The 18079-nt window shown below is 74.3% G+C and carries 21 protein-coding genes; 9 read left to right on the top strand and 12 right to left on the bottom strand.

Annotated features, from left to right (window positions below; genetic code table 11):
• Window positions 1-6 precede the first annotated feature (6 nt).
• The gene (locus EV383_RS04350; RefSeq protein ID WP_130288715.1) at window positions 7-918 is read right to left on the bottom strand and encodes a hypothetical protein; all 912 of its coding nucleotides are present in this window, start codon (window positions 916-918) and stop codon (window positions 7-9) included.
• A gap of 96 nt (window positions 919-1014) precedes the next feature.
• A complete protein-coding gene (locus tag EV383_RS32580) occupies window positions 1015-1845 on the bottom strand; it encodes an NUDIX domain-containing protein (protein WP_278044809.1) in 831 nt (276 codons plus the stop codon).
• Window positions 1846-1960: 115 nt separating this feature from the next.
• Here EV383_RS32580 and EV383_RS04340 point away from each other — a divergent pair, with 115 nt between their 5' ends.
• Both EV383_RS04340 and EV383_RS04335 read left to right on the top strand, forming a co-directional pair.
• Entirely contained in the window at window positions 1961-2959 is a 999-nt protein-coding gene (locus tag EV383_RS04340; RefSeq protein WP_130288714.1) for an ABC transporter ATP-binding protein, read from the top strand.
• Window positions 2956-3741 (top strand): hypothetical protein, encoded by a 786-nt coding sequence (locus tag EV383_RS04335; protein WP_130288713.1) that lies wholly within the window; start codon window positions 2956-2958, stop codon window positions 3739-3741. Before EV383_RS04340 ends, EV383_RS04335 begins: the two co-directional genes overlap by 4 nt.
• Window positions 3742-4441: 700 nt before the next feature.
• On the opposite strand, the gene EV383_RS04330 is transcribed toward EV383_RS04335, so the two are convergent.
• Window positions 4442-4630, bottom strand: coding sequence for a hypothetical protein (locus tag EV383_RS04330; protein WP_130288712.1), 189 nt, complete (start codon window positions 4628-4630; stop codon window positions 4442-4444).
• Window positions 4631-4855: 225 nt separating this feature from the next.
• Here EV383_RS04330 and EV383_RS04325 point away from each other — a divergent pair, with 225 nt between their 5' ends.
• Window positions 4856-5152, top strand: coding sequence for a 4a-hydroxytetrahydrobiopterin dehydratase (locus tag EV383_RS04325; RefSeq protein WP_130288711.1), 297 nt, complete (start codon window positions 4856-4858; stop codon window positions 5150-5152).
• Window positions 5153-5166: 14 nt separating this feature from the next.
• Here the strand turns inward: EV383_RS04325 and EV383_RS04320 are convergent, their stop codons facing one another.
• Complete coding sequence (locus EV383_RS04320; RefSeq protein WP_130288710.1) at window positions 5167-5955, bottom strand: carbon-nitrogen hydrolase family protein; 789 nt, start codon at window positions 5953-5955, stop codon at window positions 5167-5169.
• Between the two features lie 225 nt (window positions 5956-6180).
• Between EV383_RS04320 and EV383_RS04315 the strand changes: the two genes are divergently transcribed.
• Window positions 6181-7287, top strand: coding sequence for a 3-deoxy-7-phosphoheptulonate synthase (locus EV383_RS04315; protein WP_130288709.1), 1107 nt, complete (start codon window positions 6181-6183; stop codon window positions 7285-7287).
• 81 nt (window positions 7288-7368) lie between these two features.
• Window positions 7369-7767: a large conductance mechanosensitive channel protein MscL gene (gene mscL / locus EV383_RS04310; RefSeq protein ID WP_130288708.1), complete on the top strand. Its 399-nt coding sequence runs from the start codon at window positions 7369-7371 to the stop codon at window positions 7765-7767.
• On the opposite strand, the gene EV383_RS04305 is transcribed toward mscL, so the two are convergent.
• On the bottom strand, window positions 7764-8189 hold the full coding sequence (locus tag EV383_RS04305) for a PaaI family thioesterase (RefSeq protein WP_130288707.1): 426 nt from the start codon (window positions 8187-8189) through the stop codon (window positions 7764-7766). The genes mscL and EV383_RS04305 overlap by 4 nt on opposite strands.
• Window positions 8190-8294: 105 nt before the next feature.
• Here EV383_RS04305 and EV383_RS04300 point away from each other — a divergent pair, with 105 nt between their 5' ends.
• The 3 genes from EV383_RS04300 to EV383_RS04280 are packed head-to-tail and all read left to right on the top strand — an operon-like array spanning window position 8295 to window position 11613.
• The gene (locus EV383_RS04300; RefSeq protein ID WP_207223432.1) at window positions 8295-8921 is read left to right on the top strand and encodes a hypothetical protein; all 627 of its coding nucleotides are present in this window, start codon (window positions 8295-8297) and stop codon (window positions 8919-8921) included.
• Window positions 8918-10669 carry a hypothetical protein gene (locus tag EV383_RS32575; RefSeq protein WP_207223431.1) on the top strand — a complete coding sequence of 584 codons (1752 nt, stop codon included), beginning with the start codon at window positions 8918-8920 and terminating at the stop codon, window positions 10667-10669. The genes EV383_RS04300 and EV383_RS32575 overlap by 4 nt, the downstream gene beginning before the upstream one ends.
• A gap of 59 nt (window positions 10670-10728) precedes the next feature.
• A complete protein-coding gene (locus EV383_RS04280) occupies window positions 10729-11613 on the top strand; it encodes an SAM-dependent methyltransferase (RefSeq protein ID WP_207223430.1) in 885 nt (294 codons plus the stop codon).
• A 7-nt stretch (window positions 11614-11620) separates the two neighbouring features.
• On the opposite strand, the gene EV383_RS04275 is transcribed toward EV383_RS04280, so the two are convergent.
• Together EV383_RS04275 and EV383_RS04270 are read right to left on the bottom strand one after the other, a co-directional pair.
• On the bottom strand, window positions 11621-12043 hold the full coding sequence (locus EV383_RS04275; RefSeq protein ID WP_130288705.1) for a YunG family protein: 423 nt from the start codon (window positions 12041-12043) through the stop codon (window positions 11621-11623).
• 47 nt (window positions 12044-12090) lie between these two features.
• Entirely contained in the window at window positions 12091-13560 is a 1470-nt protein-coding gene (locus EV383_RS04270) for a ketol-acid reductoisomerase (protein ID WP_130288704.1), read from the bottom strand.
• Between the two features lie 89 nt (window positions 13561-13649).
• Between EV383_RS04270 and ilvY the strand changes: the two genes are divergently transcribed.
• Window positions 13650-14501, top strand: coding sequence for an HTH-type transcriptional activator IlvY (gene ilvY / locus EV383_RS04265; protein ID WP_130288703.1), 852 nt, complete (start codon window positions 13650-13652; stop codon window positions 14499-14501).
• 15 nt (window positions 14502-14516) lie between these two features.
• On the opposite strand, the gene EV383_RS04260 is transcribed toward ilvY, so the two are convergent.
• The 5 genes from EV383_RS04260 to EV383_RS04240 all read right to left on the bottom strand — a co-directional run bounded on the left by EV383_RS04260 (window position 14517) and on the right by EV383_RS04240 (window position 18017).
• Window positions 14517-15014 (bottom strand): GNAT family N-acetyltransferase, encoded by a 498-nt coding sequence (locus tag EV383_RS04260; protein WP_130288702.1) that lies wholly within the window; start codon window positions 15012-15014, stop codon window positions 14517-14519.
• 54 nt (window positions 15015-15068) lie between these two features.
• The gene (locus EV383_RS04255) at window positions 15069-15407 is read right to left on the bottom strand and encodes a hypothetical protein (protein WP_130288701.1); all 339 of its coding nucleotides are present in this window, start codon (window positions 15405-15407) and stop codon (window positions 15069-15071) included.
• 101 nt (window positions 15408-15508) lie between these two features.
• Entirely contained in the window at window positions 15509-16114 is a 606-nt protein-coding gene (locus tag EV383_RS04250; protein ID WP_130288700.1) for a hypothetical protein, read from the bottom strand.
• Between the two features lie 87 nt (window positions 16115-16201).
• The gene (locus EV383_RS04245) at window positions 16202-16585 is read right to left on the bottom strand and encodes a hypothetical protein (protein WP_130288699.1); all 384 of its coding nucleotides are present in this window, start codon (window positions 16583-16585) and stop codon (window positions 16202-16204) included.
• A gap of 85 nt (window positions 16586-16670) precedes the next feature.
• Window positions 16671-18017, bottom strand: coding sequence for a carboxylesterase family protein (locus EV383_RS04240; RefSeq protein WP_207223429.1), 1347 nt, complete (start codon window positions 18015-18017; stop codon window positions 16671-16673).
• Window positions 18018-18079: the final 62 nt, after the last annotated feature.

The raw sequence follows: 18079 nt of genomic DNA, 5'->3' as shown, positions 1-18079 counted from the left end.
CGCGCCTCAGCTCGCGGCGGCACCGGCCGGGGCGGTCGGGCCATCGGACACGGCGCGCAGGATCTCCTCCAGCACACCGGCCGGACGGGCCGTCAGCTCGCCGGGGTCGACGAGCAGCATCCGCCAGCCCTGCCGGCGCAGCACCGCGCGCCGCCAGCGGTCCTCGGCGTCGCGTTCCGGGTCGCGCGGGACCGTCCGGTCGTGCACGGCGACGGTCACCCGCACGGCCGGGAACGCCAGGTCCAGGCGCAGCCCGGCGACGGTGTGGTCGCGGGCCCACCCACCCACCCCGGCCGAGCGCAGCAGCCCGCACAAGCGGTGCTCGGCCGCGGCCACCGCACGCCGCGCCGCGTCGGCGAGCAGCCGGCCCGCCGTCGACGACCCGTGCGCGCCGAGGTTGCGGGCGTGCGCGGCGGCGAGGTCGTCGACCGGCATCCGCCCCGCCAGCGCCCGGTCCAGGAACGCCGGACCGTCACCACCCCGCTCGACGGCGGTCTCCAGCACGGTGAGCGCCGGTGCCGTGACCCGGATCCCGCGCACGGTCCGGACGTCGGCGCCGTCGAGCTCGCGGCGCCGGACCGAGACCCCGGGGCGCGGACGCGGGCAGCGCCGCCGGGGCACCGTCACCCCGACCACCGCGGGCGCTTCCGCCACCAGCCCCTGCCACCAGGCCGCCGCCGCACCGCTGAGGACGGCGCCCTCCCCGGCCCAGGCCAGGGCGGCGCGCACCCGTGCCTCGTCGGTGTCGTCGAACCCGCCGTCGCGGTAGACGCGGGGGTGCACCGGATGCCAGCGACGTGTCGCCAGCCGCCGGTCGACGGCGTCGGAGGACAGGCCCGTCGCCCGCGCCTGGTCCCGCGTGATCACACCGGCCTGACGCAGCAGCGTCGCCTGCAGCCCACCCTCGATGTCGCTCATACGGATTGGACCGCGCCCGGGGCGATCCGGTTCCACCGATCTACAAGATCTTCGATCGGGAACCGCCCGCCGCGGCCGTCCCGACCCGTCGTGGGCTCAACCGTCCAGGAGCGCGCGCAGGTCGTCGAGCAGGGCGCGGTCGGCGTCGAGCCAGGCCAGCGCGGCGAGCTCGGCGGCGCCGACCCACCGCAGCTCACGGTGCTCGCGGGCCTGCGGCTCCGGTGCGCCGGGAGCGAGCTCGGCGCGGTACACACGCAGCACCCGCCGTCCGATCGGCAGGTCGGTCCCCACCCGCTCGCCGACCACCACCTCGGTGCCCATCTCCTCGGAGCACTCGCGGCGCAGCGCGTCGGTCTCCGACTCCCCCGCCTCGACGCCGCCGCCGGGCACCTCCCAGCGCCCGGCCAGCTCCGGCGGGTAGGAACGGCACGCGGCGAGCACCCGGCCGTCGCGGACCAGTGCCGCCCCGACCACGACCGGTGCCCGGCCCAGCAGCGCGGCCCGCTCGGCGAGGACGGCACCGCGGGCGTCGAGCACGCGGCGGCCGAACCGCCTCAGCACCGGGTCGGCGATCTGGCCGAGCCGGCCGAACGGGCTGGTCCAGGTCATCTCGTCGGTGACGGTGGTCGGTCCCTGCTCCGGCCCGGTCAGGGTCGTCGCGTGCCGCAGCGCCGCCGCCGGGCCACGGGAGAGCTCCGACCACAGGCCGCCGGCGTCGGCACGGCTGATCCGGGTCCGGCAGGCCGCGAACCGCCCGAGCCGTCCCGGCAGCCCGACCCGGATCTCGTCGCCGGCCACCAGCAGCCGGACCGGCGAGGTGAACACGACCCCGACCCGGGCGATCGCCGCGGCCGCGGCCCCGGTGTCGCGGAGCAGGCCGGCGACGGTGCGCCGCGGGGCGTCGATCACGGACGTGGAACGCAGCACCGGCACGGACCGTGATCGTGCCAGCGCCGGGCGGGTCCCGCCGAACTCCGCCCCGGCCGGGCCGACGGGCGCCAATCTCCCCGAACCGGCCCGCAGACGACGACCGGTCGTCAGCATGAGCGGCGTGTACTCGACCGACCCCGCCGCGGGCGCCGCGCTGCGCGATCCGGGCACCGTCCCCCGCCCGGCCGCCGCGCGGACGATCGGACTGCGCCGCGCGTTCGGGCCGGTCGTCGCCGTCGACGGGGTGGACCTCGACATCCCGATGGGCGCCGTGCTCGGGCTGCTCGGCCCGAACGGCTCGGGCAAGACGACGTTGATGCGGATGCTGCTCGGTCTCGTCCGGCCCACCTCCGGCGCGGTGGAGCTGCTCGGACGGCGGGTCCCCGACCTCGCGCACGAGGTGCTGCCGCACGTCGGGGCGATGATCGAGGGCCCGGCGTTCCACCCGCACCTGACCGGGCGGGCCAACCTGACGCGGATCGCCGCCGCGGAGCCGCTGCTCGACACCCCGCGGATCCCCGGCGCCGTGCGGGCCACGCTGCGCCGCGTCGGGCTCGACGAGGCCGCGGACCGCCGCTACCGCGACTACTCGCTCGGCATGAAGCAGCGCCTCGGCCTGGCCGTGCCGCTGCTGGTGCGCCGCCGCCTCGTCGTCCTCGACGAGCCGACGAACGGCCTCGACCCGGCCGGCACACGCGACGTCCGGCAGATCATCGCCGAGATGAACGCGGCCGGGGCGACGGTCGTGGTCAGCTCGCACCTGCTCAGCGAGATCGAGGCGACCTGCTCGCACGTCGCGGTGCTGCAGTCCGGGCGCCTGGTCGCCTCCGGTGAGCTGCGCACCCTGCTCGACTCCGGCCCGGGCGCCCTTATGGTCACCACGCCGGACACCGCCCGCGCGGTGCACGCGCTGCAGGGCGCCGGGATCGACGCGGAGATCGGCGGCGGGATCGGCGGCGGGCCCGGTCCGCAGGTGCACGTCGCGCCCGGGCCGCCCGCCCCGGACGTCGTCGCACTGCTGGTCCACTCCGGCGTCGCCGTGCACGCGGTCGCCCGGCCCGCCGCGCGGCTGGAGGAGCTGTTCGCCCGGCTGACGGAGGGACCGCGATGACCACCGGGAACCGGTCCGTCGGCCGCCCCACGTCCGCGCCGCTGGGCCGGCTCCTCCTCTCCGAGCTGCTGCTGACGGTGCCGCGGCCGCGCACCGCGGTCACGCTCGGCGTCGTCGCGCTCGTCCCTCTGCTCGTCGCGACCGGGCTGGCGTCGCTGGGCGGGGAGAGCTCGTTCGTCCTGTCCGCGCTGCTCGTCAGCACGTCCGAGTTCGCCGCGTTCAGCCTGGCCGTCCCGGTCGTGCTCGTCGCCGCGGACGCGTTCGCCGCGGAGCGCGCGCACCGCACGCTGGACGCGCTGACGATCGCCCCGGTCGGCCTCGGCCGGATGCTGGTGCTCAAGGCGACCGGGATCGTCGCCGTCGCCGCGCTGACCGCCGCGACGACGACGGTCATCGCCCTCGTCGCCGGGCTGGTGGCGCTCGACCTCGGGCCGTTCACGTTCGGTGCGACGCTCGGCCGTGCGCTGGTGATCGCGCTGTGGACGACCGGGCAGCTCGTCGGGCTCGGGATGCTGCTGCTGCCGCTGTCGGCCCTGAGCAGACGCCCGGCCACGGTGGCCGCGACCGGGCTGGCGGTGGCGATGGCCTCGGCGATGGCCGTGTTCCTGCCCGGCCGCCTCACACCGCTGCTTCCGGCGGGGAGCTGGAGCAGGGCCGTCACCGGCCTGAGCCGGGTGCCGATCGACTGGTCGGTGATGGGCTGGACGACGCTGCGGGCGGTCGTCTACGCCGTCGTCGGCGCCGGGGTGACGGTCTGGCTGCTCTCGCGCCGCGACGCGTGAGACCGACTGCGCAGCACATTCGACCGATCCTGACCCGCGGCCGATGTGGCCGGGTCGCCGCACCATGCCCAGAAGGCTCGCAGCTTGGCCGTGTCCGGGTCCCGTGGGCCGCTGTTCGGCTCGGCGACCGTGTACCCGAGCTCCTGCAAGACCCGCATTGCCTCGTCGGGTGCGTCGCGCACCAAGGTAGCGATCTGACGGCGGCGCCACCTCTTCCGGCCCTCGCAGATGACCTCATCGGCGCCGTCGCACCGGTCCACATTGAACTCAGACAGGACGAACTGGAGAAAATCTTCGAGACACGGCCGCATCCGCGACCCGCCGACCGGGAAATGCAGCTTGGAGAACTCTCCGGAGTGCGATGGGTTGGCGATCGTGAGCAGCCGCGTCGCGGTGCCGCGTTCGGTTGCCGAGTTCGCGTAGTTCGAAATCCGAGCGTTCTACAGCCAGATAGGCCCCGGATGTGTCTGCCGTGCATTGATATGTGATGCGTAACGAAGCGATCGGCGCGCCGTTCTTGCACAACGCCACGAGGCCGTGCGGTGCCGCGACCCGAATTTGGTAGCGGCCCGGCTCTGGTGCGGTGTCGACCAGGACCTGTCTGGCGCCGACCGCCGCGTCGTCCGGGACGGGCAGACTCCGTCGAGCAGATCCTGCAGTTCCTGGCCGAACGCAAGCGCCTGCGCGCCGACGTCAACCGTCACGCACGATCCCCCAGCAGGAAGTCGATCCCCTCGAGTTCCAGCAGGAGATCTCGTTCGTCCGGCGTGAGAGCACCCCGGTCGGCTCGTGCACGGACGGTCAGCTCGTCGGGAACCATCAGATCGACGATCTCGCTGCGACGGGTGAGTAGTTCCTCGCGCGTGTGCTTGACCAGTTTCGCGTTCATGATGTCCTCCCCGGATCTATCTGCAAGTTGAGCACGAAACACCGACAGTCTCGGACGCGACCTGCACCCGAGACCAGCGAACTCACCCACTCGGCCCCGTCTTCGCCGAGCACCGGCCGGCACTCGGGAATGTTCCTGGTCGCCCGCCGCTCGATCCGGGGGCGACGACCGTCGACCCGGCGAACCGGTACTGCGCGAGCACCGACGGTGCGCCACGATGGCGCCATGGCCGCCCTTCTCGACGACGACGCCGTCCGTACCGCCCTGCAGGACCTCCCCGGCTGGGAGCGGGACGGGGACTCGATCGTGCGCACCGTCCAGCTGTCCGACTTCGTCACCGCGATCGGCGTGGTGGACCGGGTCGCCGAGGACGCCGAGTCCGCGGAGCACCACCCGGACATCGACATCCGCTACAACACGGTGACCTTCCGGCTCTCCACGCACTCCGAGGGCGGGCTGACCGCGAAGGACACCGACCTCGCCGCGACGATCTCGCAGCGGGTCGCCGCCGCCGGCGGCTGATCCCCGGCCCGCTCTCAGAAGCGACGGTTGGCCAGCACCGGGATCTGCTCGCGGACCTTCTCGGCGTGCCCGGGGTCGACGTCGACGACGAGCAGCCCCGGCTCGGCCTCCAACCCGTCCACGACCTCGCCGCGCGGCCCGGCCACCAGGCTCACGCCGATGCCGGTCGGGGCCTTGCCGTGCTCACGGCCCAGCGTCGTCGGGTCGGCCTGGTCGCACGCCACGACGTAGGACCCGGTGTCCAGCGCGCGGGCCCGCACGAGCAGCTCCCACTGCTCCCGCTTGCCCTCCCCCGCACCCCAGGACGCGGGCACCAGGATCACCGTCGCGCCGCGGTCGGCGAGCAGCTGGTAGAGGCCGGGGAACCGGACGTCGTAGCAGGTCGTGAGCCCGACCGCGGTGCCGTCGACGCCGATCGCGACGGGCTCCTGTCCCGGCGCGACGGTGTCGGACTCGGCGAACCCGAACGCGTCGAACATGTGGATCTTGTCGTAGTGCGCCTCCACCCCGCCGCCGGTGGCCAGCAGGGTGTTGCGCACCCGCCCGTCGCCGGACGGGGTGAACATCCCGGCCACGACCGTCACGCCGGTCTCCGCGGCGACCTCACGGACGCGGCTCGCCCACGGCCCGTTCAGCGGTTCGGCGACCGGGCCCAGCTTCACCCCGAAGCAGCACATCGTGGCCTCCGGGAACACGACGAGCCGGGCACCGGCCTGCGCGGCGGCGCGGGTCCGCCTCTCGACCTCGGCGAGGTTCTCCTGCGGGTCCGGGGTGGACGAGATCTGGGCCAGTGCGATCCGCATGCGACCGGTATACCCCCACCGGCTCACCGGCACGCACCTCTGGACACCCCACCGCGCGACGTGGTTATGATCGCCCCGTGCTGCAGCGTGTGTACTGGTTTGGCGAGCCGGCCCGGGATGGGTCGGACCGCGCCACGCTGCTGCGCTGACCTCCATCCCTCGAGCCGGAACCCACGGGCCGGCTCGGGCGAGGTGTTCTGAGGCGGTCCGGGAGAGGACCACCCGATGTCCCCGTCCCTACTGGACACCCATCCCCTGAACGACGCCACCCTGAACGACGCCACGCTGAACGACGCCACGCTGAACGACCGGCGGATCGCCCGCGTCTCCCCGCTGCTCTCCCCCGCGCTGCTGCGCCAGGAGCTGCCCTGCGAGCCGCCCGCGTCCGAGACGGTCGCCCGCGGCCGTGCCGAGGTCACGCGCATCCTCGACGGTGACGACGACCGTCTGCTGGTCGTCGTCGGCCCCTGCTCGGTGCACGACCCGGCCGCCGCGCTCGACTACGCCCACCGCCTCGCCGCGCACGCCGCCACCGTCGGTGACGCGCTGTGCATCGTGATGCGCACCTACTTCGAGAAGCCGCGCACCACCGTCGGGTGGAAGGGCCTGATCAACGACCCCGGCCTGGACGGCACGTTCGACGTGAACCGGGGCCTGCGCACCGCACGCCGGCTGCTGCTCGACATCTCCGCGCTCGGCCTGCCGGTCGGCTGCGAGTTCCTCGACCCGATCACCCCGCAGTTCATCGCCGACACCGTCACCTGGGGCTCGATCGGCGCACGCACCGCGGCCAGCCAGGTGCACCGCCAGCTCGTGAGCGGGCTGTCGATGCCGGTCGGGATCAAGAACGGTACCGACGGCGACGTCGGCGCGGCCGTCGACGGGATCCGCGCCGCGGCCGCGTCGCACGTGTTCATGGGCGTCAACGCCGACGGCCTGGCCGCGCTCGTCACCACGACCGGGAACCCGGACGCGCACGTCATCCTGCGCGGCGGCACACGGCCCAACTACTCCGCCGCCGACGTCGACGCCGCGGCGGTGAGCCTGCGCGCGGCCGGGCTCCCGGAACGGGTGATCGTCGACGCCAGCCACGGCAACAGCGGCAAGGACCACGTCCGCCAGGCCGGGGTCGTGCGCGAGATCGCCGATCGGATCGGCGACGGGGAACGCGGCGTCACCGGCGTGATGATGGAGAGCTTCCTGCTCGACGGGCGTCAGGACCTCGGCCGCGACCTCGACTACGGACGTTCGGTCACCGACGCCTGCCTGTCCTGGGAGACCACCGCGGAGCTGCTCGACGGGCTCGCCGCCGCGGTGCGGTCACGCAGATGAGTACGTGCGGGATCGTGTACTGCGACGACGTTTTCCTGTCACCCTGACGCGCAACGTGGACGATCGAGAAGGGGACCGGCAATGCTCAAGGGTTTCAAGGACTTCCTGTTGCGCGGCAACGTCGTCGACCTCGCGGTCGCTGTCGTCATCGGTGCGGCTTTCACCGCGGTCGTCACGGCGTTCACGACGGCGTTCCTCAAGCCGTTGATCCAGCTCGTCTCCGGCGGCGGTGAGCTCGCCGGGACGTTCGTCGTCAACGACGTGTCGTTCGACTACGCCAGCTTCATCAACCAGGTCATCACCTTCGTGATCACCGCGGCGGTCGTGTACTTCCTGGTCGTCTACCCGCTCAAGGCGATCCAGGACCGGCGCCGCCGCGGCGAGGAGGCGGGACCGTCCGAGCCGACCGACGTCGAGCTGCTGATCGAGATCCGCGACCTGCTCAAGGAGGGCCGGACGAGCGGCCGCGACCAGGTCTAGGCGCGGATCTCGATCACCGACTTCGTCACCTGCGAGCGTGCGACGAGCCGGTCGCCGACCGTCGCCGTCGCGGTGAGGAAGCCCAGCCGGCGCGTCCGGCGCTCCAGGAGAGCCGTCACCAGGACCTCCTCGCCCTCCTTTCCGGGGCTCAGGATCTGGGTCGAGATGTGGTGGGTGACGGCGTGCTCGGTCGACGCGAGCTCGGGCAGCAGCGCGAGGAACGCGGCCAGCTCGAGGATCGCGCCGAGCGCGCCGGCGTGCAGCGTCCCGCCCGGGTTGATGGCGAGCCCGGTGACGGGGAACAGCAGGCCCGCCGTCGGGTCGGAGGGGTCGGCGGGACGGGCCTGCAGCGCGTGCTGCAGCGGGATGTCCAGCGCTCGCGCCGCACGTCCGGAGACGCCTGCCGGATCGTCGTGCTGCATTCACCCAGGCTAACGAGCGGTTAGGCCGGGCGGTCGATTGTGCTCACCGGCGTCCGGACGGAAACCTGAGCCGCCCGGCTCGAACGGCGGACGAGGGGTACGCGTGTGAGTACGACAGTAGTGATCATCGTCGTGGTGGTCGTGATCGTGCTGGTCCTGGGGGTCATCCTGCTGATCCGGCAACGCCGGGGTGCGCACCTGCGCGAGCAGTTCGGTTCCGAGTACGACCGCACGGTGGAGGAGACCGGCGACCGGCGCGAGGCCGAGAAGGCGCTCGAGGAACGCCGCGAACGACGGGAGTCCCTGGACATCCGTCCACTGCCGCCGGAGCAGCGCGAGCAGTACCGGCAGCACTGGGCACGTCTGCAGCAGGCGTTCCCGGACGACCCGGGCGGCTCGGTGCGCAACGCCGACGGTCTCGTCGTCGCGATCATGCGCGACCGCGGGTACCCGGTCGAGAACTTCGACCAGCGGGCCGCCGACGTCTCGGTGGACCACCCCGAGGCCGTCGAGCACTACCGGGAGGCACGCCGGATCGCCGAGGCGCACAACGCCGGGCGGGCGAGCACGGACGACCTGCGGGTCGCCGTGACGTCCTACCGCGCGCTGGTCGACGCGCTGCTCGACGACGGCGGGACGGACCGTCCGGGCGACCGCGACGGGAACCGCGGACGGGCACACCGCGACCCGCAGCCGGGCCGTGACACGCAGCAGGACGGGGGACGGCAGTGAGCCAGCAGGATCGCGACGGCGGGAACGACCCCGACGCGTCGCGCACGACGCAGCATCCGGCACCGGAGTGGGCCGACCTGTCCGATCTCGACGACGGCACCGCCCGCGGCGGTGACCCGCTCGCCCCCGGTGGTGGCTCGCGCAGTGGGGACCACACCGGAGGGGACTCCCGTGACGCGGGCCCCGGAGGGGACGACGCCGGGCGACACCGGTCCGGACCGGACCGGGAGGACCCGCGGTATCGCGGCGGGGAGCACGGCGGCTCCGGACGGGAGGAGCTCGGGCGCGACGACCGCGGGAACGACGCGGGCGCGCCCGCCCGGCCCGGGGGCCCGGATCTGACACCGGGAGCGCACCCCGAGTTCGACGACCCCGGGTACGGCGGCCGGCAGAACGGCCCGGTCGGAGGCCCCGGCGCCGAGCGCTACCCCGACGGTCCCGGCCGGAACGAGCCGACGGCCGGACGTCCCGGGCCCGGTGGGCCCGACCCCCGGCAGGCGGGCCCCGGACCGGGTGGCCCGGGCCCCGGAGGACCGGGTCCGGGCGGGCCGGGGCCTCGGGACGGTGGACCCGGCCCGGGTCAGGGCGACCCGTCGTACGGCGGTCCGGGTCAGCGCGGCCCCGGCCAGGGTGATCCACGACGGGGCGGCCCCAGCCAGGGCGATCCACGACAGGGCGGCGCCGGGCCGGTCGGGTACGCCGGCCCGGGACCCGGCGGTCCGGGCGGGTATCCGGAACAGGGTCCGGGCGAGCAGCGCGGGCAGGGCGGCCCCGGTGGCCACCCGCGTCAGGGGCCCGGCCCGGGCGGACACCCGGGCCCGGACCAGGGGCCGGGCGGACGCGGCCCGGACCAGGGCGGGCACCTCGGCCAGGGCGGACCTCCCGGCCAGGGCGGGTATCCCGACGCCGGACCGGGCGGCGGCGGCCGGCCCGGATCGGGAGGTCCGGGCGGCCCCGGCGCCTACCCCGGTCGGGGCGGCGACCCACGCCGCGGCGCGGGTCCCGACGACCGTCACGGGTACGACTCCGACCTCGGAACCGGGCCGGGTCGCACCGCGACCCCGCCCGGCGGCTACGACCCGCGGCAGGAGCAGCAGCGCCCGTCGGGACCGGGCGGTCCGGGCGGACCAGGTGGTCCGGGTGGACCCGGCGGCGGCCCGCAGGGCGACTACGCCGACCCCGCCCGCGGACGGATTCCGGCTCCTCCCGGACATCCGGAGTACGACGGACCTCCCGTGCGCGACCCCCGGCACGACCCGGGCGCGCCCGACCAGGGCCGCGGTGATCTCGCACGAGGGAGCGGGCTCGAGAACGACGGGCCGGGGCGGGAACGTCCCGGGCAGGGCGGGCCCGGCACCGGGGCGGGAGCCACCGCCGCCGGGGCCGGGGCAGTCGCCGGAGCGGGTGCGGCGGCCGGCGCCGGCGCCACCCGGGCGGACGCACCGGGCAGTGCGGGCGGTCCCGGGACACCGGGCGAGGAGCCGGTCCGGGTGATGCGCCCGCACCGGGCCGAGTCGTTCCGTGACCGGTGGGACGCCGTGCAGGGCACGTTCGTCGACCGGCCCCGGGAGGCGGTGGAGCAGGCCGACGAGCTGGTCGGTGACCTGCTCGAGGAGCTGTCGTGGATGTTCCGCAACCAGCGCGCGGACCTGGAGCAGTCCTGGTCCGAGGAGCAGGACTCCACCGAGAACCTCCGGGTCGCGCTGCGTCGCTACCGGGAGTTCTTCGACCGTCTCCTGTCGATGTAGTCCGTCGACGGAGCGGCCAGCCGTGGTGGCCCTCCGGGAGGAAGAGCATGATCGTCGACATGACCGACGTGCGACTTCCTCCCGGAGTGGGCTGGACGGCCCTGCTCACCGCCTACGCCCGCGCCCAGGAGCAGCGCCGGGCCGATCCCCTGTTCGACGACCCCTGGGCCGGGCCGCTCATCGGGACCGCGCTCGGCGCCACCGGTGGCGAGCTGCCGCGCCTCGGCCCGGCCCGCGACGACGGCACCTCGGTGCTGTGGGAGATGTTCGGCGCCTACTTCGCCGCCGGACGCACCCCCTTCTTCGACGACCAGGTCCGCGCCGGGGTCGCCGACGGCGCGGAGCAGGTCGTCCTGCTCGCCGCCGGGATGGACGCCCGCGCCGCGCGCCTGGACCTGCCGGAGGACGTGCGCGTGTACGAGGTGGACACCGCACCGGTCCTGGACTTCAAGGCCGCCGTGCTGGGCGGGACCGGCACGGACGTCCGCCGCCGGACACCCGTCGTCGCCGACCTGCGCGAGGACTGGCCGTCCGCACTGGCGGGCGCAGGCTTCCGTCCCGGACGCCCGACCGTGTGGATCGTCGAGGGCCTGCTGATGTACCTCGACGCGCAGGCCTGCGACCGGCTGGTCACGACGGCGCGCGAGGCGAGCGGCCCGGGCAGCCGGATCGCCGTCGAGTACTTCCGCCGGATCCCGGAGATGGACAGCGTCCCGCCCGTCGACGAAGCCGAGAAGGAGGCGTTGGAGCTGATCCTCGGACTGTTCCGGTCCGGCCCGTCCGCCGACCCCGCGACGTGGCTCGGCGGGCTCGGCATCACCCCGGCGCAGGTCACCGAGGTACCCGACGAGCTGCGCCGCCTCGGCCGCCCTGTGCCGGCCGTCCTGGATCTCGAGCTCACCACGGACCCGATGCGGATCTGGCTGGCCGCCGGCACGTTCTGAGCCTTCCTCACCCGATCGCACCGAGCACCCGCTCGCGCAGGAGCTCGTACTGCGCGGCGCAGCGGCGGGGCCGACCCGGCGGACGGTCCACCACACGCGGGAGCTGCACGATCTCGTCCGGACCGAACTGCTCGCGCGTCAGGTCGAGCTCGCGCCCGCCGGGCAGGCGGTTCCACCAGTGGTAGCCCTGCCACCGGCCGTCGGACCACCACACCTCGGCCAGGAGCAGGTCACCGCCGAACAGGTCGTGCACCGTCAGCGCCGTCGGTCCGCACTGCCCGCGCGCCGGATTGGCCGGTGACCACGCGTCGGCGTCGCTGTCGTCGCACGTCTCCCGCGACCAGGCCGCCCGCACGGCCCTCTCCACGACGGCGAGGTCCGGCGCCCCCGACCGGGGCACCGGACCGTCGCGCACTGCACTCGTCGTCATGGGCGGGAAGGTAGGCCCGACCCCCGACAGTTCCGGGTCCTCCCTGCTCAGGCCACCGAGATGTCGACGGCCGGGCGCAGCTTCGCCGCCGCGGCGAGGGCCTGGTGCACCGGGTTGGCGGTGAACGCCTCGACGAGCCCGGTGTCGGCTGGGGCGTCGACGGCCGGGAGCACGACCTGCTCGTAGGCGGACTGGAAGCGCGGGCCCCAGCGCCGGGTGCCCAGCCGCGCGGTGCGCGAGCAGTGGTCGACCATGTGGGCGATGTCGCGGGCGTGCATGTAGGGCAGCAGCGAGTCCACGGCCTCGATCACCGACTCGTTGACGATCTCCGACCACGCGTGCCCGCGGGCGGCGAGCTCGTCGACCTGCGCGGTCATGGTGGCCACGAACAGACCGGCCGTCAGCGGGTCGATGGCCAGGTCACGGGTGCCGCGGCGAGCGCGGACCTCGTTCCCGGCACGCCACATCGCGGTGCCCCCGATCCGGCTCAGCGGCCGGTCGGCGAGGCGCTGCTCGGCCAGGATCACGCTGCGCAGCTCGGTGCCGTCGGCGACCTCGTCGTAGATCTCGGCGACCAGGTCGCGGGCCGGTGCGTAGGCCGCGGTGTAGGCGCGGTCGAACGCCGCGGTGTCGGCGCACGCGGCGCGGACGGCGGACAGACCGTCGCGGGAGATCGTCGCCGCGATCGGGCCGGTGACGTTCTCGCAGGAGCGCTCGTAGGCCGTCACCGGGTCGTCGCCGGCGAGCAGGAAGTGCCGGTGCAGGCACTCGACGAGCCCGTGCACCGCACCGAGCAGGATCGCGCGCTCGCCGACGATGTCGGAGAGGTACTCGTCGCGCAGGGTGGTGGCGAACGTGTACGGAGAGCCGAGCGCGACCGACCAGCCGAGCGCGACGTCTCCTGCCCGCCCGTCCGGGTCCGCGTGCACGGCGATGCTGGAGTTGATCCCGGCCCCGTCGACGTCGACACCCTGGAGGTAGAGCCGCCGCACCGAGTCCCCCATCCCCTTCGGGCAGACGGCGATCACGGCGTGCCCGGGCGGGAAGTCACCGCCGGTCGCGCGCAGGTGCCCGAGCAGGAACCCGTGCGAGAGCCCGATCACCGCACCCGGCTTCAGCACCGCGAACACCTCCCGGTGATGCGCGGCGAGCGCGGCGTCGGCGATCAGGAGGATCACCAGGTCGCTGGTCGCGGCGACGTCGAGCCAGCCCCCCAGCGTCCCGTCGGCCTCGGTGAAACCGTGCGCGCGGGCGTCGTCGGCCGAGGACGATCCGGGCCGCAACCCGACCGTGACGGTGATGCCGGTGCCGTCGAGGGAGTCACGCAGGTTCTGCGCCTGCGCCCGGCCCTGGGGCCCCCAGCCGAGGACGCCGATGCGTTCGATCCCGGCGAACGCGCCGGGCAGCAGTCCGAACAGATGGCGCCCGCCGCGCAGGATCGTCTCGGTGCCGCCGGGCACGGCCATCGTCTCGGTCGTGAACACGGAGGAGTGCAGGTCGCTCGTCGTCGAGGTCATGGGACGCAGGTTCGGCGTCGCGGAGCCGTTGCGGCAAGCGCATCATGTGCAGCGGTGTGTTGCAGGAACCGGAAGGCACAGGTGCGGGCATGCGGGACGAGCGTCGCGACCTCGAGCTGTTCCTGCACCTGTGCGAGACGCTGAACTTCGGCCGCACCAGCCTGGACCGTCACGTCAGCCCGTCGACGCTGACCCGGACCGTCCAGCGGCTGGAGTCCGACGCCGGGGCGACGCTGTTCGACCGCGACCCGCGCGGGGTCTCGCTGACCGCCGAGGGACAGCGCTTCCGCGAGTACGCCCGGGCCTCGGTGCAGCTGTGGCGGGACTACCGGGACTCCGGGCTCGAGCCGGCCGAGCTGTCCGGGACGCTGAGCCTGTTCGCGACCGTCACCGCCTGCCAGGCCCTGCTGCCGGACCTGCTCGCGCCGCTGCTCACCGCCCACCCCGGCGTCCGGCTCGACCTGCGCACCGGCGACGCGGCCGCCGCCCTGGCCCGGCTCGCCGAGGGGGAGGTCGACGCCGCCGTCGCCGGGGTCCCGCCGCGGCTGCCGGACGGGCTGACGAGCCGGACCGTCGCGACCACCGACCTCGTCCTGGTCACCGCGCGCGGCCGGGAGGACGACGCCCTGGACGGCCCCTTCGTGCTCCCGCCGCGCGGGCTGGTCCGCGACGCCGCCGAGAAGTGGCTGCGCCGTCGTGGGGTCCGCACGCCGCGGGTCGTCGCGGAGCCGGACGGGCACGAGGGCCTGCTCACGCTCGTCGCCCTGGGGTGCGGGACCGGCATCGTGCCACGGCTGGTGCTCGACACCAGCGCGGTGCGCGACCGTCTGGCCGTCGTCGAGGCGGACCCGGCGCCGGAGCGGTTCACGATCGGTCTGTGTGCGCGCCGCAACGACCTGCGACGGCCGTTGGTCGCCGCGCTGTGGGCCGCGGCGGGGTGATCGGGAGGCGGGCGCTCAGCGGCCGATCGAGGGTGACACGGCGATCACCCGTTCCATCCGCCGCTCGACCATCCCGTCGGCGACGCCGGTGACACGGCCGTGGTCGATGAACCCGTGACGGCGGTACAGGCCGCTCGCGACGTCGTTGCCCTCGACGACGTGCAGCGCGACCCGGAAGGCCCCCTGCTCGTTCGCCCAGTCGACGACGGCGCCGACGAGCGCGTCTCCGACGCCGTGCCCGCGGGCGAACGGCGCCACCCAGAGCGAGAGCAGATCGGAGATGCCGACGGCGTCCGGCGGCATCCCGCACACCATCCCGGCGGGGCGGCCGTCGAGGTCGGCGACGATGCACCGGCCGGGGGTGTCGAGACGTTCACGCCACTGCGGCTCGGTCGCCCCTACCCAGTCGGAGAGCTTGGAGTGGAACGCCTCGGGCGCGTCGGCGAGCGAGGCCAGACGCAGGTCCCTCCACTGCTTCCAGTCGTCGACCGTCAACGCACGCAACACGATCACGATCGACCCTCCCGGATCTCACCCTGCCAGGACGGCGAACCTAGCAGCGTCCGATCACGGAGGCGATGCGGTCACTCCGGTCACGCGTCGACCGCGCATGACGAGCACCGGCCACACCGACACCGCGCCCACGACCACGAGGGCGGCGACGCCGACGAGGACCTGCTGGTCCGGATGCCCCCGGACCAGCAGGGTGACCAGGAGAGCCAGGAACAGCCCCAGGCCGACCGGCGCGCGGTCGATCCCCCTCCCCCGTCCGGTCACCGTGCCGCGACGGCGCAGCCACGACACGGTCCGGACGATCAGTAGGCAGAAAGAGACCGCGAGAACCAGCCCGACGACGGCGTCCGGCCAGCCCCACACCGGGGCGACGTCGGCAGGTCCGGTCGGCACGCGGCGCCCCCTCCACCCTGGTCACAGGCATTCCTCGTCGGCTCGTCGAGAAAACTGCCAGAGCGGAGGGAGCGCGTCGTCCCTCAGATTCGGTATAGCGGTCAGCCGCCGAGGCCCGGCATCGTGGGCAGCATCGGCGCCGCGGCGAACAGGTCGAGGTACATCCCGCCCGCGACGAGCAGGCCGATCACGCCGAGGACCGTGCCGCCCAGCGCGACCGCCTTCACCAGGTTCGACGTGTCGGGCCGGCGTCCGCGGGTCGCGAGCAGGACGGCGCCGACGATCACGGCCAGCAGCGCGAACGTGCCGTTGACCAGGGCGACGGTGCTCCACGGCGAGCCGTAGAGGGCCTCGATCTGGTCGATCTGACCGCCGGTCGCAGCCGTGATCTGGCCGAGCAGCTCCTGGCGGGCGCGCATCATGTCGCCGAGCGAGGTCCCGGTCAGCGACGCCACCCCGAGACCGGCGCTGACCAGGGCCAGCGCTCCGGTGACGAAGCTCCCGGACGAGTCCGGCGTGATCGTGGTGGACGCGTCGGCGGTGGCCGTCGTCCCGGTGGCCGTCGGCTGGGTGGGCGTCGTCCCGGTGGCCGTCGTGTCCGCGTCCGGCTTCCCGGCCGCCGCCGTGTCGGCGACGGCCGTGTCCGTCGTCGAGGTGTCGTCGTCGGTCGTGGCGGTCTCCGTGTCGGTCGTGCTGTGGGATGCCATGGCCGGACCGTACGTGATACCCACTCGCCTCTTTCGATGCCCCTGACGTGGGAGGACGGGCGACGGTCCGGGCGCCGACGACGGCCCTCAGTGGACGGTCGTGCCCGACCGGCGGGCCGCCACGAGCAGGTACACGAACACCGCCGGGAGGGCGACGAGGACCGGGACCACCACGGCCCAGAACGCCACACCGAGGCCGGTGGAGTCGGTGGCCATCCGGACGACGAACAGGACCGCACCGGCCGCGGCGATCGCCACCGGCCAGATCAGCGTGCCGATCCACTTCTGGGTCCGGGTCCAGCGCGGCCCCTCCCAGAGCATGACCAGTCCGACGATCCATCCCACGACGGGGATCACGAGGGAGCCGAAGTAGAGCGTCAGCACGGTGCCGGCGTCGTACACGATCTCGCCGGTCGTGCGGGTGGGCTGCGGGGTGGCGGGACGGTCGTCGACCGCGAGTGCGTTCGTCATGCCGTAGACGATCTCTCCCCGACCCCCTCCGGCACATCGGAGCGCGGGATGAACTCCGGACTCCGACCAGGGTCGTAGACGCCGGTCAGAGGTCGTCGAGATCGAGGAAGCCGGGGACCGCGACCGGCTCGGCCTCGCCGGTGCGCGCGAAATCGGCCCAGACCCGTCGCAGCTCACGGCCGCGTTCCTCGACGTCGGACCACGGCGCCCCGGCGATCAGCGCGGCACCGTCCCACGACGACCGCGTGCCGAACAGCAACGGGAGGTCGACCATGTGCGCCCCGACGTAGGGGCTGCCCGGCGCGCCCCAGCCCAGGACGTACCGGTACCCCCGCCCGCCCCCGCGACGGTGACGACGGGCGAACTCGCCGGCGGCGTCGGCGTAGACCCTGCGGGTGGTGGCCCGGACGATCCGGTCACCGATCAGGCGGCCGAGCACCGGGAGGTTCAGGACCCGGTCGAGGGCGGGCAGCATCGACACGAACAGGGCCGTCTCCCGCGAGGTGGTCCCGATCAGGACGTCGACGTCCGGCGCGACCGCCAGCCATGCCTCGTCGAGGTCGTCCTCGGCCGGCAGCGGCGCGTGACCGTACTGGGTGCCGAACGGCATGGCCGCCTTCAGCCCGGAGATCCCGGACTCGCGCACGACCCTGCCTCGCGCCGCGACGATCTCGTCGGCCGGCGCGTCAGGGTCGAGGTCCCGGGCGACCGCGGCCATGGCCCTGCTCATGCCGGCGCGGCCCCGGGAGATGCCCAGCGGGGCGCTCTGGACGATCGCGCGCCGGAACAGCCCGCGGGTGCCGTCGGCGATCATCAGGTGCGCGATCGCGTCACCGCCCGCGGACTGGCCGAACAACGTGACGTTCCCCGGGTCGCCGCCGAACCCGGCGATGTTGCGCCGGACCCACCGCAGGGCCTCGATCTGGTCGAACAGCCCGAGGTTCGCCGGACGGTCGTCGACACCGAGGTAGCCGAACAGCCCGAGGCGGTAGGTCACCGACACCACGACGACGCCCTGCTCCCGCACGAGAGGGGCGACGTCGAAGACGGGCGCGTCGCCGGCACCGGAGGTGTAGGAGCCGCCGTGGATGAACACCATCACCGGCAGCGCGTCATCCGCGCCGGCGGTCGCGGGCACGGTCACCGACACGCGCAGGCAGTCCTCGTCGGCCTTCAGCGTGCCCTGCGGGTCGAGCAGGAGCCGGTCCAGCAGCTCGACCGGCTCCTGGGGACATGCCAGCGACCACGACGTCGCGTCGATCGGCTCGCTCGCCCGCGGCTCGGGCACCGGGTGGTGGAACCGGGCCGCGGTCGCGTAGCGGATGCCGGTCGCGCGCAGGACGCCGTCGTCGCGCCATCCGAGGACCGTCCCCGCCGGGACGTCCCACCGCGGTGCGTTCTCCTCGACCGGACGCAACTCGTCGACCTCCACATCGTCGGTTCTGCGCTGTGCACGGGCCCCGGCGGACGACCCCGCGGTCTCGCGGCCCGGGC

This window comes from Pseudonocardia sediminis (assembly GCF_004217185.1).
Lineage (GTDB): Bacteria > Actinomycetota > Actinomycetes > Mycobacteriales > Pseudonocardiaceae > Pseudonocardia > Pseudonocardia sediminis.
This window is presented reverse-complemented; position numbering and strand designations above follow the sequence as displayed.

What these genes read in the sequence shown, in the direction of transcription:
- EV383_RS04350 (WP_130288715.1), bottom strand. Translation starts at nt 918, where the DNA reads ATGAGCGACATCGAGGGTGGGCTGCAGGCGACGCTGCTGCGTCAGGCC.
- EV383_RS04340 (WP_130288714.1), top strand. Translation starts at nt 1,961, where the DNA reads ATGAGCGGCGTGTACTCGACCGACCCCGCCGCGGGCGCCGCGCTGCGC.
- EV383_RS04335 (WP_130288713.1), top strand. Translation starts at nt 2,956, where the DNA reads ATGACCACCGGGAACCGGTCCGTCGGCCGCCCCACGTCCGCGCCGCTG.
- EV383_RS04330 (WP_130288712.1), bottom strand. Translation starts at nt 4,630, where the DNA reads ATGAACGCGAAACTGGTCAAGCACACGCGCGAGGAACTACTCACCCGT.
- EV383_RS04325 (WP_130288711.1), top strand. Translation starts at nt 4,856, where the DNA reads ATGGCCGCCCTTCTCGACGACGACGCCGTCCGTACCGCCCTGCAGGAC.
- EV383_RS04320 (WP_130288710.1), bottom strand. Translation starts at nt 5,955, where the DNA reads ATGCGGATCGCACTGGCCCAGATCTCGTCCACCCCGGACCCGCAGGAG.
- EV383_RS04315 (WP_130288709.1), top strand. Translation starts at nt 6,181, where the DNA reads ATGTCCCCGTCCCTACTGGACACCCATCCCCTGAACGACGCCACCCTG.
- mscL (WP_130288708.1), top strand. Translation starts at nt 7,369, where the DNA reads ATGCTCAAGGGTTTCAAGGACTTCCTGTTGCGCGGCAACGTCGTCGAC.
- EV383_RS04305 (WP_130288707.1), bottom strand. Translation starts at nt 8,189, where the DNA reads ATGCAGCACGACGATCCGGCAGGCGTCTCCGGACGTGCGGCGCGAGCG.
- EV383_RS04280 (WP_207223430.1), top strand. Translation starts at nt 10,729, where the DNA reads ATGACCGACGTGCGACTTCCTCCCGGAGTGGGCTGGACGGCCCTGCTC.
- EV383_RS04275 (WP_130288705.1), bottom strand. Translation starts at nt 12,043, where the DNA reads ATGACGACGAGTGCAGTGCGCGACGGTCCGGTGCCCCGGTCGGGGGCG.
- EV383_RS04270 (WP_130288704.1), bottom strand. Translation starts at nt 13,560, where the DNA reads ATGACCTCGACGACGAGCGACCTGCACTCCTCCGTGTTCACGACCGAG.
- ilvY (WP_130288703.1), top strand. Translation starts at nt 13,650, where the DNA reads ATGCGGGACGAGCGTCGCGACCTCGAGCTGTTCCTGCACCTGTGCGAG.
- EV383_RS04250 (WP_130288700.1), bottom strand. Translation starts at nt 16,114, where the DNA reads ATGGCATCCCACAGCACGACCGACACGGAGACCGCCACGACCGACGAC.
- EV383_RS04245 (WP_130288699.1), bottom strand. Translation starts at nt 16,585, where the DNA reads ATGACGAACGCACTCGCGGTCGACGACCGTCCCGCCACCCCGCAGCCC.